The organism is Streptomyces sp. NPDC028419 (assembly GCF_055565515.1).
In genome coordinates, this window is the sequence record NZ_JBVHUE010000005.1 from 93,401 (window position 1) to 110,931 (window position 17,531).

The window sequence follows — 17,531 nt, forward strand, 5'->3', positions numbered from 1 at the left end:
GGCGTTGTCGCCGACGGTGATGTTCGAGTACCGGACGATCACCGAGTTGGCGGCCTGGCTGGAGGAGGAGCACCCCGACCGGGCGCCCGCACCCGAGCCCGTCCCCGTCCCCGATGTCGTTGCCGTGCCTGTGGGTGGCGGTGGTGATTTCGTGTCGGTGTTGCGGGATCTGGTGGCGGTGCCGTTGGGGCGTGTGGCGGCTGATGTGGAGGTGGATCTGGGCTATTACGAGTTGGGTCTGGCGTCGGCTGATTTGTTGGCGTTGGTCGCGGAGTTGGAGGATCGGCTGGGTGTGGCGTTGTCGCCGACGGTGATGTTCGAGTACCGGACGATCACCGAGTTGGCGGCCTGGCTGGAGGAGGAGCACCCCGACCGGGCGCCCGCACCCGAAGCTCCCGCGACCGTCGAAGCCCCCGCAGCACCCGCAGCCCCCACCGCACCCACCGCCCCCGCCGCCCCCGCAGTCGTCGAGGCGCGGGTCCCGGTCGACGTCGCCGCCGGCCCGCTGGCCGTCGTCACCGAAGAAGTGGCGGCGCTGCTGAGCGTGACCGCCGCCGAGGTCGACCCCGACGCCGAGCTCGCCGAGTTCGGGCTCGACTGGACCGGCCTCGCCCAGCTCGCGGGCAGGCTGACGACGCGGTACGGCCGTACCGTCGAGCCCACCGTGTTCTCGCGGCACCGGACGGTACGGGCCGTGGCGGCCCACCTCGACTCCGCCGCCCCCGCGGCCGAGCACCCGATGCTGCACCGGTCCGCCCCGGACGCCGCCGGCGAGGGCGAAGGCCGCGTCAGCTCGTACCTGACGCACTTCACGGGCGAGGAGCCGTACCTGAAGGACCACCAGGTGCGCGGCGTCCGCGTCCTGCCCGGCGTGGCCCACCTGGAGATGGCCCGCGCGGCCGTCGCCCGCACCCTGGGCGAGGAGCACGCCGACCGGGTGCACCTGGAAGACGTCGTGTGGCTGTCCCCCGCCGCCAGCGGAACGGACGGGCTCGACCTGAGCGTGACCGTACGGGCCCTGCCCGGCGGCGCCGTCCACGCGTACGAGATCCACGCCCTCGGCGCCGACGGCGAACCCACCCTGTGCAGCGCCGGCCGGGCGAGCCTGCGCGAGGCCGGCCGGGACCGCACCCTGCCCTCCCTCGCCGAGGTGCGCGCCGCCTGCACGGGCACCCTCTCCGCCGCGGACGTCTACGGCCACTTCACCGCCATGGGCCTGGAGTACGGCCCCACGCAGCGCACCCTGGTCGCCCTGGCCACGGGTACCGACGCCGCCGGACGCCCCCAGGTCCTCGCCGAACTCCGGCTGGAGCCCACGGCGGACCCGCTGCACGGCGTCCGGCTGCACCCGGCGATCGCCGACGGCGCGCTCCAGGCCACCATGGGCCTGTGGCTGACCGGCGGCCCCACCGGCGAGGGGCGGGCCGCGCTCGCGCTGCCCTTCGCCCTCCAGCAGGCGGCCACCCCCGCCGCCACGCCCGAGCGGGCCTGGGCCTGGGTCCGCCACCAACCGGACAGCGCGGCCGAGGCCGCCGACGGCTCCGTGCGGCTCGACGTCACCCTCTACGACGAGCACGGCCGGGTCTGCGCGGACCTGTCCGGCCTGAGCTCGCGCCGCATCCCCGCCCCGCCCGCGACGGCCGCGGACCCCGCCCCGCCCGCCGAGCCCGCGCGCGTCGGGGCGCCGGTCGCCGCCGCGACCGCGGCGCAGGCACCCACCGCGCCGGCACCCGCCGCCCAGGCACCCGCCGTCACCGACATCGCGATCGTCGGTGTCAGCGGCCGCTACCCGGAGGCTCCCGACCTCGACGCGTTCTGGGACAACCTCCGCGCCGGCCGCGACAGCATCCGCGAGGTTCCGGCGGACCGCTGGGACCACCGCCGCTACACCGAGGCGTCCGGACGCACCGCCGGCACGTGGGGCGGCTTCCTCGACGGCATCGACGAGTTCGACCCGCTGTTCTTCCAGATCTCGATGCTGGAGGCCGACTACCTCGACCCGCAGGAGCGCCTGTTCCTCCAGTGCGCCCACCACGCCCTGGAGGACTCCGGTTACACCGGCCGGGGCCTGTCCGACGCGGGCCGGGTCGGGGTCTTCGTCGGGGTGATGTACCAGGAATACCAGCTCTTCGGCGCGCAGGCGCAGGAGCGCGGCAAGCGGACCGCCCTGTGGGGCAGCGCCTCCACCATCGCCAACCGGGTCTCCTACTTCCACGACTTCCGCGGCCCCAGTCTGGCCGTTGACACCATGTGCTCGTCCTCCCTCACCTCCCTCCACCTGGCCTGCGAGGCCATCAGGTCGGGCCAGTGCGAGGCGGCCATCGCGGGCGGCGTGAACCTCAGCCCGCACCCCAACAAGTTCATGGTGCTCGCCGAGCGCCACTTCCTCTCCAGCGACGGCCGCTGCCGCACCTTCGGCGAGGGCGGCGACGGTTACGTGCCCGGCGAGGGCGTGGGCGCCGTCGTGCTCAAGCCGCTGGACCGGGCCGTGGCCGACGGCGACCAGATCTACGGCGTGATCAAGGGGACCGCCGTCAACCACGGCGGTCGGACCGGTGGTTACTCGGTACCCACCCCGGTGGCCCAGGGCGAGGTCATCGCCCAGGCGATCGCCGCGTCCGGTGTGGACCCGCGGGCCCTCAGCTACCTGGAGGCGCACGGCACCGGCACCTCCCTCGGCGACCCGATCGAGATCGCCGGACTCCAGAAGGCCCTGCGCCAGGCCGGTGGCGGCCCCGAGCACCTCGCCATCGGTTCGGTGAAGTCGAACATCGGGCACTGCGAGAGCGCGGCCGGCATCGCCGCGGTCACCAAGGTATTGCTCCAGCTCAAGCACGGGGAACTCGTGCCGAGCCTGCACTCCCGCGAGCTCAACCCGCACATCGACTTCGACCGCACCCCGCTGCACGTGCAGCAGGAGGTCGAGCCGTGGCGGCGCCCGGTCCTGGAGGTCGACGGGGAACAGGTCACCTTCCCGCGGATCGCCGGCGTGTCCAGCTTCGGCGGCGGCGGTTCCAACGCCCACGTGGTCATCGCCGAACACCTGCCCACCACCCCCCGACCGGTACGGCCCGCGGCCGACGGCCGGCCGGCCCTGCTGGTGCTCTCGGCCATGAGCGAGGCCCAGCTGGTCGAGCAGGCCCGGCGGCTGAGCGCCCGACTGGGCGAGCTGACCGACGCCGACCTGACCGACGTCGCGCGGACCCTGCAGAGCGGCCGGACCGCCCTGGACGAGCGGTTGGCCTTCGCCGCCGCGACGAGGGCCGAGGCCGTGGCCCTGCTGGAGTCCTTCGCCGGCGCCCCGCGGCGCCCCGGCGCGGCCTGGACGCGCGGCACCGTCCGCGTCGACCGCGACCGCGACGGCCGGGCCCTGGCCGAGGCCCTCGCCCAGTGGTCCGAGTCGGGCGCGTACGAGCGGCTGCTGGGCCTGTGGGCCGACGGGGCGAGCGTGGACTGGGAGGCGGCCCACGCCTTCCTGCCGCCCGCCCGCCGGATCAGCCTCCCCGGCTACCCCTTCGCCCGGGATCTGTGCCGACTGGGCGCGGACATCCTCGGCGAACCCCTGCACCAGCAGCCGCACCAGCCCGCGCCGGAGCCCGCCGAGCGGCCGCAGTCGCCCGTGGGGACGGCGCGATCCGCGGCGGACGCGACGGACGAGGTGCTGCTGCTGCGCCCGGTCTGGACCGAGCGCGCCATCGCTCGTACGCCGTCCGGGATCCCGCAGGGGAACCCGGATCCCGCGGAGTTCGCGGCGCGCCACGTCGTGGTGATCGGGCGGCTCGACGCCGCCGACCGCGAGGCGTTCGAGGCCGCCCTGGCGGCGGAGACCGGGTGCCGGTTCCTGGAGCCGGTCGAGGGCTCGCCCGCCCAGCAGTACACCGATCTGGCCGGGCGCCTGTTCGGCATCGTCCGCGAGCTGCTGGAGCGCGGGGTGCGCAAGCCCGAACTGCTCCAGGTCGTCCTCGTCGGCGACGCCGGCCAGGACACCGATGGCGACCCGCGGGCCTGCTTCGGCGGCCTCGGCGGGCTGCTGCGGACCGCGCGGCTGGAGAACCCGCGGCTGCGCACCCAGCTCGTGGAGTGCCTCGACGGCGCCGCGCCGGCCGCGGTGGCCGCCCGGCTGATCGCCGAGGCCGTGTCGGACCCCGAGCCCGAGGTGCGCCACCGCGGCGGCCGCCGGCTCGTCGCGGAGCTGGCCGAACTCACCGGGCCCCGGCCCGCCGCCCGGCCGTGGCGCTCGGACGGGGTGTACCTGATCACCGGCGGTGCCGGGGGCCTCGGCCTGATCGTGGCCCGCGAGATCGCCGCGTCCGCCGCCGGCGCCACCGTGGTGCTGACCGGCCGTTCCCCGTTGGACGCGGACCGACGGGAGGCCCTGCGGACCCTGCGCGAGGCCGGCCTGACGGTGGACTACCAGCGCGCGGACGTGGCCGACCGCGAGGCCGTGGCCCGCCTGCTCGCCCACGTCGCCGACAACCACGGCCCCCTGGCGGGCATCGTGCACAGCGCCGGAGTGGTCGCGGACAACTTCGTGGTCCGCAAGAGCCCCGAGGAGCTGGCGCGCGTCCTGGCGCCCAAGGTCGCCGGACTCGTCCACCTCGACGAGTTGACCCGGGACCAGCCGCTGGAGGCGTTCCTCTGCTTCTCCTCGATCAGCGGCACCTTCGGCAACCCCGGCCAGGCCGACTACGCCGCCGCCAACGGGTTCATGGACGCCTACGCCGCCCACCGCGACCACCTGGTCGGGGCCGGCCTGCGGAGCGGACACACCGTGTCCGTCGCCTGGCCGCTCTGGGACGAGGGGGGCATGGGGGCCGACGCCGCCGTGCGCGACCACCTGGCCGGTACGGGCCTGACCCCGCTGGACACCCCCCGCGGCCTGGCGGCCCTCCGGGTCGCCCAGGCTCCGCGCGAGAACGGCCTCGACACCGGACGCCTGCTGGTGGTCTCGGGCCGTCGTGAGCAGCTGCCGGCCGGACTCACCGGCCGCACGGCCCCGACCGCGCCGGCTCCCGCCGCGAGCACGCCCGCCGCGCCGGCTCCGGCCGAGGGCGCCCCGGCGCCCGCGACGGACGGCTCCCTGGAGGAGCGCGCCGTCGGGCAGCTGCGACGACAGCTCGCCACGGCCCTCGGGCTCCGCCCGGAGCGGCTGGCCGTCGACACGCCGCTGGAGCGGTACGGGATGGACTCCGTCCTCGCGGTGAACTTCGTCTCCGGCCTGGAGGACTCCTTCGGCCCGCTGCCCCGGACCCTGCTGTTCGAGGTGCAGACGGTCCGCGGACTCGCCCGCCACCTCCTCGGCGAGCACCCGGCCGAGCTGCGCGCGCTGCTCGGCGAGCCCCCGGCCCGGTCCGGCGCCCAGCAGCCGACCCCGGCGGCCGCCCCCGAGCCCGCGCCCGCCCCGGCGCCGGTCCCGCAGCAGCAGCCGCACGCCGCGGAGCCCCGTACGACCGAGGCGCGCACCGCTGGCGCCCGTACCGCGGAAGCCGACCGTGACCTCGGCGGCGACCCCGACCGTGACGCCATCGCGATCATCGGCGTCACCGGGCGCTACCCGGACGCCCCCGACCTGGAGACCTTCTGGGCCAACCTGCGCTCGGGCCGGGACTCCGTCACCGAGGTGCCGGCCGACCGTTGGGACCACGAGCAGTACGCCGGAGCCCCCGACACCCCCGGCACCAGCCGCGGCAAGTGGGGCGCCTTCCTCGACGGGATCGACCGCTTCGACCCCCTGCACTTCGGCATCTCGCCCCGCGAGGCCGCGGTGATGGACCCGCAGCAGCGGCTCTTCCTGGAGACCGTCTGGCACCTCTTCGAGCAGAGCGGAGTGACCCAGGAGGTCATCGAGCGGCGGCACGGACGCCGGGTCGGCGTGTACGTCGGATCCGCCTACCAGATGTACCGGGCCGAGGACACGGACCCCGCGCTCGCGGCCCTGACCGCCTCGTCCTCCTACAACATGATCGCCAACCGGGTCTCGCACTTCTTCGGCCTCGAAGGCCCGAGCCTGGCCGTCGACAGCATGTGCACGTCCTCGGCGATGGCCGTCCACCTGGCCTGCGCCGACCTGCTGCGCGGGGAGAGCGAACTGGCCGTCGCGGGCGGGGTGAACCTCACGGTCCACCCGGACAAGTACGTGGCCCTGTCCGAGATGCAGTTCCTCGGCAGCCACCCGGGCAGCCGCAGCTTCCGCGACGGGGACGGCTACCTGCCCGCCGAGGGCGTCGGCGCCGTCCTGCTCAAGCCGCTGGCCGCCGCGCGGCGCGACGGGGACACGGTCCTCGCCGTCATCCGGGGCACGGCCTCCCTGCACAGCGGCCGGTCCAACGGCTTCATGACGCCGAGCCACCGCAGCATGGTGAAGGTCATGCGGCAGGCACTGGACCGCGCTGGGGTCGCCCCCGGCTCCATCGGTTACGTGGAGGCCGCCGCCAACGGCACCACCTTCTCCGACGAGGTCGAGGTGGGCGCCCTGCGGGAGGTGTTCGCCGCGGCCGACGCCCCGGTCGCCGTGGGCACCGTCAAGTCCAACCTCGGGCACCCGGAGGCGGCTTCCGGCATCGCCCAGCTGACCAAGGTCGTCCTGCAACTGCGCCACCGGGAGCTCGCGCCGCTGGTCGAGGCGGGGGAGCCCAACGCGAACCTGGACCTCGCCGCCGGCCCGCTCGTCCTGTGCGACGCGCTGACCGCCTGGGAGCCCCGGGGCGCGGTGGGCACGGCGGGTGCGCCCGGTACGGCCTCCAGCCGCCCGGAGCCCCTGCTCGCCCTGATCAACTCCGTCGCCGCGGGCGGCAGCCACGTGAGCCTCGTCGTCGAGGAAGCGCCGCGCGCGTCCGACGCGTCCGAAGCGGGGGACGCAGCGGAGGCCGGACCGCAGCTCGTGGTGGTCTCCGCCCGTCACCCCGAGGGGCTGCGCACCGCCGCCCAGCGGCTGCACGACCACCTCGGGACCGCACCGGTGGACCTCGCCGACCTCGCCTGGACCACCCAGGTCGGCCGGGAGGCGCTGCCCGAACGGCTCGCCGTGGTCGCGGGCTCCGCGCAGGAGCTCCGTGACGCCCTCGCCCACCACCTGGCCGCCGACGCCGACGCCGACGCCGGTCACGACGCCCGCGCCGACCTCGCCACGGTCCACCGCGGCAACGCGGACGAGGACGGCGGCCCCTTCGCCGCGGTGATCTCCGGCCCCCGCGGCGAGGCCCTCCTCGCGGGGCTGGCCGCCGACGGGGACCTGGAGAACCTGGCCCAGCTGTGGGTGCACGGCGCCACCGTCGCGTGGCCCGCGCTGCACCGCGGCCCCCGCCGACTGGTGCGGCTGCCCGCGACGGCCTTCGAGACGGGCCGCTACTGGGTGGGCCGCACGCCCGCCGGAGCACCGGCACCGGCGCCGGTACCCGCGTCCGCCCCCGCATCGGGTGCGGTACCCGCGGCGGACCAGGGTCGGGCCGACGCCGAGTCCCTGATGGCCTCCGCGTGGGCCGAGCTGCTCCAGATCGAGCCCTCCCGGCTCGGCGGCGCGAGCAACTTCTTCTCCCTCGGCGGCAATTCGCTGCTGGCGACCCGCCTGATCAACCTGATCAAGCAGCGCACCGGGGTCGAACTGCCCGTACAGGCCGTCTTCGACGCGCCGAAACTGACCGTGATGGCCGCCGAGCTCCGACGCCGCCTGCCGGCCGCCGGGCCCGCTGCCACCGCCATCGGCGCCGCGGACGTGAACACGATCCTCGAAAGCCTCAGCCGCATCGAGAACATGACGGACGACGAGCTGGACGCCCTGGGCGTCGGTAACTAGGGCGAGGGGACCACGATGAGCACCACCACGCACTCCACCGGACCGGACCTGCTCCGGACGATCAACTCACTGCCCGCCAAGCGCCGCCGGGCCCTGATCGCGCTCCTGCGCGAACAGGGCGTCGACCTCACCGCCCTCGGCCGGATCGACGACGTCCCGCTGCTGGCCCGGGACGACGACGGCCCCGCGCAGCTCTCGTTCGCGCAGCAGCGGCTGTGGTTCCTCGCCCAGCTGGACGGCAGCAGCGCCGCGTACAACATCCCCGTCGCGACCCGGCTGAGCGGTCCGCTGGACCGCCCCGCCCTGCGGCGCGCCCTGGCCGAGCTGGTCCGCCGCCACGAGGCGCTGCGCACCCGCTTCGCCGACCGCGACGGCGTCCCGCACCAGCTGATCGGCGACGGCGCCGACTTCGTCGTCGCCGAGGCGGACCTCGGCGACCCGTCCGAGTTGGCCCGGATCTGCGCGGGCGAGGCGGCCACCCCCTTCGACCTGGAGCGCGACCAGCTGATCCGGGTCCGGCTGCTGCGCGAGGCCGAGCAGGAGCACGTGCTCCTGATCACCATGCACCACGCCGTGTCCGACGGCTGGTCGGTCGGCGTCCTCATCCGCGACCTGAGCGCCCTGTACGAGGCGTTCGCCGCCGGACTGCCCTCGCCGCTCGCCCCGCTGCCCGTCCAGTACGCCGACTACGCGCACTGGCAGCGCCAGTGGTTGCAGGGCGCGGAGCAGACCCGACAGACCGCCTATTGGAAGGAGCAGCTCGCCGGGGTCGACCCGCGGCTGACCCTGCCCGCCGACCGAGAACGCCCCGCGGTCAAGACGTACCGGGGGGCCCGGGCGGGCTTCCTGCTCCCGCCCGACCTGCTGGCGCGGCTGCGCGAGGTCGCCGCGCGGCACGAAGCCACCCTCTACATGACGCTGCTGGCGGCGTACTCCATCGTCCTGAACCGCTACACCGGCCAGAGCGACATCGCCGTCGGCACCGTGGTCGCGGGCCGCAACCGGATCGAGGTGGAGGGGCTCATCGGCTTCTTCGCCAACACGCTCGTCATGCGCGCCGACCTGGCGGACGACCCGTCCTTCCCCGAGCTGCTCGCCCAGGTCAAGCGGACCGCGCTGGCCGCCTACGACCACCAGGACGTGCCCTTCGAAGCGGTGGCCGACGCCCTCCAGCTGGAACGCAGCCTCAGCCACTCGCCGGTCTTCCAGACCATGCTGGTGCTCCAGGAGGCACAGACCGAGCGCACCGCACGGCTCGGCGAACTCCTCGTGTCGCCCATCGAGTTCGACCTCGGCGTCACCAAGTTCGACCTCACCCTCGACCTGCGCGAGACCCCGGACGGCCTCGCCGGGACCGTCGAGTACAACACGGACCTCTTCGACCCGGACACCATCCGCCGGTTCACCGGCCACTTCGGCGAGCTGCTCGGCTCCCTCACCGCCGACCCCGGGGCCCGGCTCTCGGGCCTGTCGCTGCTCGACGAGGCCGAGCGGGAGCAGGTCGTGCGGGGATGGAACGACACCGACCGCCCGTTCTCCGCCGACCGCTGCCTGCACGAACTCTTCGAGGCCCGTGCGGCCCGCCACCCCGGTCGGACCGCCCTCGCCGACGCCGACCGCACCTGGACCTACGCCGAGCTCAACGCCTGGGCCAACCGCATCGCCGACGCCCTGCGCCGCAGCGGGGTGGGCCCGGACACCCTGGTCGGCCTCAGCACGGAGCGGTCCGCCGAGATGGTGGCCGGGATCTACGGCATCCTCAAGGCCGGCGGCGCCTACATGCCGATCGAACCGTCCTACCCGGCGGCCCGCATCGAGGACCTCGTCGAGAGCTCCGGCGTCCGCGTGGTCCTCACCCAGCCCCATCTGGACCCGGCCCCGCTGCACGGCGCGGCCGACCTGTTCACCCTGGAGCGCGACGGCGCGGTCCGCGACCGGTCCGGCCACGCGGCCGAGGACCTGTCCGAGGAGGACCTGCCCGCCGCCGCGCTCGGCCTCGGCCCCGGCAACCTGGCGTACGTCATCCACACCTCCGGCTCCACCGGCCGCCCCAAGGGCGTGATGATCGAGCACCGGGCGGCCGTCAACCGCATCGAGTGGATGCAGAACGAGTACCGGCTCGACCAGGACGACGTCGTCCTGCAGAAGACCCCCTACAGCTTCGACGTCTCGGTGTGGGAGTTCTTCTGGCCGCTGCTCTTCGGCGCCCGGCTCGCCGTGGCCGCGCCCGGCGGCCACAAGGACCCCGCCTACCTGGTCTCCGCGGTGCGGGAGTTCGGGGTCACCACCCTGCACTTCGTGCCCTCCATGCTGCGCTCCGTCGTGGCGGAGCCCGACTGGTCCGCCTGCGCCTCCGTGCGCCAGGTGTTCTGCAGCGGCGAGGCCCTGCCCCCGGAGCTGTGCGCCCGCCACTACGAACGCCACACCGCCCCGCTGCACAACCTGTACGGGCCCACCGAGGCCGCCGTCGACGTCAGCCACTGGACCGTGCCCGCCGGGCCGGCCCCGCGCCTGGTCCCCATCGGCCGCCCGATCCAGAACATCCGCCTGTACGTCCTGAACGAGGCCCTGCGTCCCCAGGGCGTCGGCTGCGTCGGCCAGCTGTACATCGCCGGTACGGGCCTGGCCCGCGGCTACCTGCACCAGCCGGAGCTGACCCGCGAGCGGTTCGTACCGGACCCGTTCGCGACGGACCCCGACGCCCGCATGTACCTCACCGGGGACCTGGCCCGCTGGTTGCCCGACGGCACGCTGGAGTACCTCGGCCGCGCCGACGACCAGGTCAAGCTCCGCGGCTTCCGGATCGAGCTGGGCGAGATCGAACACCGGCTGACCGAGCACCCCGCGGTGCGCGCCTGCGCCGTCATCGTCCGCGAGGACCAGCCCGGTAGCCCCCGGCTGGTGGCCTACCCCGTCCTCGGCGACGACGCGGCCCCGGCCGCGGACGAGGGCGCCCTGCGCGCCGAGCTCGTCCGGCACCTGGAAGCGACCCTGCCGGAGTACATGGTTCCCGGCGCCTTCGTCATCCTCGGCGACCTGCCCGTCACCGCCCACGGCAAGCTCGACCGCCGGGCCCTGCCCGTCCCCGACATCGAGGCCTTCGCGCAGCGCGAGTACACCGCCCCGGCCACCCCCACCGAGCGGCTGCTCGCCGACCTGTGGGCCGAACTCCTCGGCTTCGACGGGGACCGGATCGGCGCCGGCGACAACTTCTTCGCCCTCGGCGGCCACTCGCTCCTCATCACCGTCCTGGTGGCCCGCCTCGCCGAGCACGGCCTGCGCGCCTCCGTACGCGCCGTCTTCGGCGCCACGACCCTCGCCGAACTCGCCACCGCACTGGACGCGGCCGAACCCGCCGAGACGTACGAGGTCCCGCCGAACGCGATCCCGGCCGGCTGCGAGCGGATCACCCCGCGGCTGCTGCCGCTGGTCGAACTCACCCAGGAGCAGATCGACGCGGTCACCGCCACCGTCCCCGGCGGCGCGGCCAACGTCCAGGACATCTACCCCCTGGTCGCCACCCAGGAGGGCATCCTCTTCCACCGCCTGCTGGACCCGGACAACGACCCGTACCTGGTCTCGACCCTCTACGTCGCCGAGGACGAGGCCGCCGCCACCGCCTTCACCCGCGCCCTGCAAGCCGTCGTCGACCGGCACGACGTCATGCGCACCGCCGTCGTCACCGACGGCCTGCCCGCACCCGTCCAGGTCGTCCACCGCTCGGCCACCCTGCCCGTACGGCGCCTGCTCCTGGACCCGGAGCGGGACGCCGAACAGCAGGCCCTCGCCCTGCTGGAGCGGCCCGGCAACCTGGACATCGACCGGGCCCCGCTGCTGCGGCTGACCGTCGCCGAGGACCCCGGCTCCGCCCGCCGCTACCTGCTGCTGAGCGCCCACCACCTGATCGAGGACGCCACCTCGCTCCGGCTCACCCTCAGCGAGCTCGCCCTGCACATGGCGGACCGCGCCGACCTCCTGGCCCCGCCCGCCCCCTACCGCGACTTCGTCGCCCACACCCGCGGCCGGCAGAGCGACGCCGACGCGGAGAGCCACTTCCGCGCCATGCTCGGCGACGTCACCGAACCGACCACCCCCTTCGGACTGACCGACGTGCACGGCGACACCAGCCGGGTCCGCCGGCTGCGCCGCGCCCTGCCCGACGCCCTCACCCGGGAGATCCGGACCCAGGCCCAGCGGCTGCGGATCGGCCCCGCCAGCCTGTTCCACGCGGCCTGGGCCCGCGTCGTGGCCGCCACCAGCGGACGCGACGACGTCGTCTTCGGCACCATCCTGTCCGGCCGGCTCCAGGGCGTGCCCGGGGTGGAACGGATGCTCGGCAACTTCATCAACACCCTGCCCCTGCGGACCCGGCTGGCCGAGCGCACCGTGCGCGAGCTGATCACCGACGTCGACACCGGCTTGAAGGACCTGATCGACCACGAGCAGACCCCGCTCGGGCTGGCGCAGCGCTGCAGCGCACTGGCCGGCGACGCACCGCTCTTCAGCGCCGTCGCCAACTTCCGCCACTTCGAGGCCGGACACGGCGAGGCCGCCGAGGCCCTCACCGACGGCCGGGGCGTCCGCTTCCTCTCCGCCGCCGACGGCATCAACTACCCCCTCGTGGTCTCCCTGGACGACTTCGGCACCGAGCTCTCGCTGGACGTCCAGGCCGACGCGCAGGTGGCCTGCGAGGCCGTCGCCGACTACCTGGAGAGCGCACTGGCCGGCATCACCGCCGCCCTCGCCGACGGCGACGGCACCCGGACCGCCGCGCTCGACGTACCGGTCCTGCCCCCGGCGGAACTGCGCCGGCTGCTCACCGAATGGAGCGGGCCGAAGGCGCCCGTCACCGACGTACCGCTGGGCGAGCTGGTCCAGCGCCAGGCGGCCCGCACCCCCGCCGCCCTCGCCGTCAGCGCGCCCGGCGGCGACGAGTTGACGTACGCCCAGCTCAACGAGCACGCGAACCGCCTGGCCAGGGTCCTCATCGCCCGCGGCGTCGGACCCGGCTCCCACGCCGGCGTGTCACTGCCCCGCGGCAGCCTGGCGATCGTCGCCTTCCTCGCCGTCCTCAAGTCCGGCGCGGCCTACCTGCCCATCGACCCCGAGTACCCACAGGACCGGATCGACTTCATCCTCGGCGACACCCGGCCCGCCGTGGTCCTCACCGACCGGGCCACGGCCCCCGCCCTGCCGGGTGCCCCGCTCCTGGTCCTGGACGACCCGGCCACCCGGGCGCTGCTCGCCGACGCCGCGGTCGACGATCCCCGGCCGCAGGAGCGCACCGGCCCGCTGACCCCCGAGACGCCGGCCTACGTCGTCTACACCTCCGGCTCCACCGGAAGGCCCAAGGGCGTGGTCCTGCCCGCCCGGGTGCTGACCAACCTGCTCGCCTGGTCCCGGTCCGTCTTCCCGGCCGAACCGGGCTCGCGGGTGGCGCAGTTCGCCGCGGTCAGCTTCGACATGTCCGAGTACGAGCTGCTCAACGCCCTGCTGCACGGCAAGACCCTGTGCGTGCCCGCCGCGGACGTCCGGGTGGACCCCGCCGAGCTGGCGCGCTGGCTGGACCGGGAGCGGATCACGGAGTTCTTCGCCCCCAACGTGGTGATCGCCGCCGTCTACGAGGCCGCCACCGCGCAGGGCCTGGAACTCACCGCCCTGCGCCACGTCCTCCAGGCCGGCGAGGCCCTCCAGCTGACCGCGCAGGTGCGCCGGTTCCACGCCGACCGGCCGTGGCTGCGGCTGCACAACCAGTACGGACCCTCCGAGACCCACGTGGCCACCGCCGCGACCCTGCCCGAGGACATCGCCGCATGGCCCGCCGCGGCGCCGCTGGGCCGCCCCGTCGCCAACACCCGCACCTACGTCCTGGACGACCGGCGCCGCCCGGTCCCGGTGGGCGTGGCCGCGGAGCTCTACCTCGCGGGGACCTGCCTGGCCCAGGGGTACCTGGGCCGGCCCGACCTCACCGCGGAGCGCTTCGTCGAGGACCCCTTCGGGGCCCCGGGCGAGCGCATGTACCGCACCGGAGACCTGGCCCGCTGGCTGCCGGACGGCACGCTGGAGTACCTCGGCCGCGCCGACGACCAGGTCAAGGTGCGCGGCTTCCGGATCGAACCGGGCGAGATCGCGGGTGCCCTGCACGCGCACCCCGCCGTGCACAGCGCCGTCGTCGTCCCCCGGGCCTCGGGGGAGACCACCACCCTGGTCGCCTACGCCCGCCCCACTCCCCAGTGGCTCGACGGGGCGGCCCGGGAGCAGGACGCCGTCCACCTCGACCGGTGGCGGCGCACCTTCGACGAGCGGTACGCCGGCTCCACGGCCGTCGACCCCGCGCCGCCCGCGGCCGGCGGGCCGCCGAGCGCGCTCGCCCGCGCCGTCGAGGAGCTGCGGCCCAAGCGCCTGCTGGAGATCGGCTGCGGCGCCGGCGACCTGCTGCGGCACTACGCCGAGGAATGCGAGACGGTGCACGTCGTCGACGCCAGCGCACCGGCCCTCGACGCCGTCCGTCGACTCGCGGAGCGCCGTGGCTGGACCCACGTGTCCCTCGTCCACGGTGACGCCCTGAGCGTCACCGAACCCTCGAACGGCCCGCTCGCCGGGGCCCGGTTCGACACGATCGTCCTCGACTCGGTGGTGCGCTACTTCCCCAACCTCCCCTACCTGGAGGAGACGCTCGCGCGCCTGCTGCCGCTGCTGGAGGAGGGCGGGCGCATCCTGATCGGCGGCGTCGGCAACCTCGACCTGTTCCCGGCGCGGCTGTGCGCCGCCGAGCTGGCCGACGCCACCGCGGGCACCACCGTCGGGGCACTGCGGGCCCGGGTGCAGGACCGCCGCCGGGTGGAGTCCGAACTCCTGCTGAGCCCCGGCTGGTTCGCCGCCCTCACCGAGCGGTTCCCCGAGCTCGGCGCCGTCGACCTGCCGCTGCGGCGCGGCGCCGGCGACGGCGAGGAGCTCGCCCACACCTTCGACGCGCTGCTCACCAAGGGCGCCACCGCCACCGCCCCGGACCCCGGCCACCCCTGGCTGGAGGCCGACGGCCCGGCCGCGCTGCGCGCGCTGCTCGCCGGCGGCGCGGGCGCGCTCCCCGAGCGGTTCGGGGTCAGCGGCCTGACCGACCCCCGGGTCGCCGACGACGTCCGCCTCCAGGAGGACCTGGCCCGCTGGCCCGCCACCCGCGAGGTCCCCCCGCCGGCGCACGGCGCGGGACCGTCCGCACGGGCCGCCGAAGGGATGCGCGAACTCGAAGACGTCCTGAGGTACGCCGAATCCCTCGGCTACCGGGTGGCCGCCACCTGGTCCCAGGACCGGCCCGAGGGCCTGGACCTGGTGTTCGGCCGGGGCGAACTGCCCCGGGTGCGGGCGCGATCCCCCTACCGCGCGACCCAGCAGGCGAGCTCCCCGCAGCTCGGCCTGCTCGGCCCCGCCATGGCACGCATGCTGAAGGAACACCTCGCCGGCTCGCTGCCCGAGTACATGGTCCCCAGCGCCTTCGTGATCCTCGAAGAGCTGCCCCTGACCTCCAACGGCAAGGTGGACAAGCGGGCGTTGCCCGCACCCGGCGACGACGACGTGGCCAAGGGCGAGTACGTCGAGCCGCGCACCGACATCGAACGGACCCTGTGCCGGATCGTCGGCGAACTCCTCGGGGTAGGCCGCGTGGGCCTGCGGGACAGCTTCTTCGACCTGGGCGGGCACTCCCTGCTGGCCACCCGGCTCACCCTGCGCGTGAAGCAGGAGACGGGCGCCGAACTCCCGCTCAAGCTCGTCTTCACCGGCGCCACGCTGGAGCAACTGGCCGCCGCCGTCGCGCGGTCCGCCGCGGACCGGTCCGCGGCGGGCGAGGACGGAAGCGGCCGGGCGCGGACCGCGCCCCCGCTGGTCCCGGTGGACGGCTCCACGGCAGTCGGGGCGCGGGCCCCGCTGGCCCTGCAACAGCGGGACCTGTGGTTCCTGAACCGCCCCGGCCACCTCGCCGAGGCCCACGACAACGTCCAGCTCGCCTTCCGCATCGACGGCCCGCTCGACCACGGTGCCTTCACGAGCGCCGTCCGGGCCCTGGTCGAACGGCACCCGATCCTGCGCACCGGCTACACGGAGCACGAGGGGGTCTGGACCCAGCAGGTCCACGCGGCGGCCGGGTTCACCGTGCCGGTGCTGGCGGCCGGGGACGAGGAGGAGGCCGAGACCTGGGCGGCGGCGGAACGGCTGCGCCCGTTCGTACCCGGCGCCCCGGTCGCCCTGCGGGCGCACCTGATCGCGCTGTCGGAGCACGCGCACGTCGCCGTACTCACCCGGCCGTGGGGCGTATTCGACGGTTGGTCGGTGAATGTGGTCCTGGCCGAGTTGATGGATTCCTACCAGCAATTGCTCGGCGGCCGGGAGCCGCGGCGGGCCGCCCCGACGCTGTCGTACGCCGATTTCGCTCACTGGCAGCAATCGGCCGTTGACGCTGCGGAGTTGGAACGGCAGCGGGAATACTGGCGCGGCCGCCTGGCCGGGCTGCCCGCCGCCACCGCCCTGCGCACCGACTACCCGCGCGGCCCGGTGAAGACGTACCAGGGTTCCTCGGTCCCGGTCCGCGTCCCGGCGGGCACGGCCGACGGGCTTCGGCGGCTGGGCCGCGAGCGCGGCGCCACGCTCTACATGGGCCTGCTGTCGGCGTACGCCGTCCTGCTCGGCGGGCGCACCGAGGAGCGCGAACTGGCCATCGGAACGGCGGTCGCCAACCGACCCGGTCCCGAACTGGAACAGGTCGTCGGCTACTTCACCAACACGTTGGTGATGCGGCTGGACGTGGACCCGCAGCGCTCCTTCACCGAGCTGCTCGCCGACGCGGGGGAGGCCACCGCCGACGCCCACAACCACCTTGACCTGCCCTTTTCTGATCTGGTGCGCTCCCTGATCGGGGAAGTGGACCCGGCGCACTCCCCGTTGTTCCAGGTGATGTTCAACCTGTTGCCCGCCCCCGCCGGGGACCCCGCCGCCGCCCAGGACGGGCCGGGGACGGAGCCCGGCGGGCTCGCCGTCCGGTACCTGCCGGCCCGGCCGGGCACCACGAAGTTCGACCTCAACCTGGTGCTCCAGGACGCCGGCGGCGCCCTGGAGGGCTACCTGGAATACAGCACGGACCTGTTCGCCCGGGGGACCGCGGAGCGGTTGGCCCGGGGGTACGAGCGGCTGCTGGACGCGATCGCGGCGTCCCCCGACACCGCCCTGGAGGCGCTGCGGGAGGCCGCCGCCCGGTCCTGACGTACGGCACGTGAGTAGATTTTCGGCCACCCCCGATGCGGGGGTGGCCGAAAGTCGTTGGGTGAAAGCCGGAAGGATTGGCTCCGGACAAAGCGGTCAGAGGAAGATCATTCTCTGATCGTTTTTCGTTGCACCCCGACGATCACTCCTCTAGGCTCCAAGCAGTCGAGTCCGATGTTGACTCGGTGCGGGTCCGCGAACTGGGACCCGGAGCTACGGGGTGACGGAATCGGCATTCATGCCGACGGGCTTTTCGGGGGATCACAGTGAAGCTGTGCGGTATTTCGGCGGGGACAGGCCCCGATTTCTGTCCAGTGGCGTAGCAGCCAGCGACTTTCCCATAGGTGACGCCATCGGCAACGGCCGGTAGGTGCTCTATGGTCATGCCTTTTGTCATGCAGGAGTTTCCTCCTGTCCATTTCGCCGGTTTCGCCCTGTCGGGCACCGGCAGAATTCAACGCCCTTTGTCGGACCCACAGGAAATGCG

Annotated in this window: 2 protein-coding genes; both read left to right on the plus strand. The window is 74.5% G+C overall.

The annotated features are described in order from the left end of the window. Window positions 1–19: 19 nt before the first annotated feature. The gene (locus ACZ4UB_RS08265) at window positions 20–7,792 is read left to right on the plus strand and encodes an SDR family NAD(P)-dependent oxidoreductase (protein WP_468069068.1); all 7,773 of its coding nucleotides are present in this window, start codon (window positions 20–22) and stop codon (window positions 7,790–7,792) included. A 15-nt stretch (window positions 7,793–7,807) separates the two neighbouring features. Continuing rightward, window positions 7,808–17,044, plus strand: a complete 9,237-nt coding sequence (locus tag ACZ4UB_RS08270) for an amino acid adenylation domain-containing protein (RefSeq protein ID WP_468069070.1) — start codon at window positions 7,808–7,810, stop codon at window positions 17,042–17,044. The last annotated feature ends 487 nt before the right edge of the window (window positions 17,045–17,531 follow it).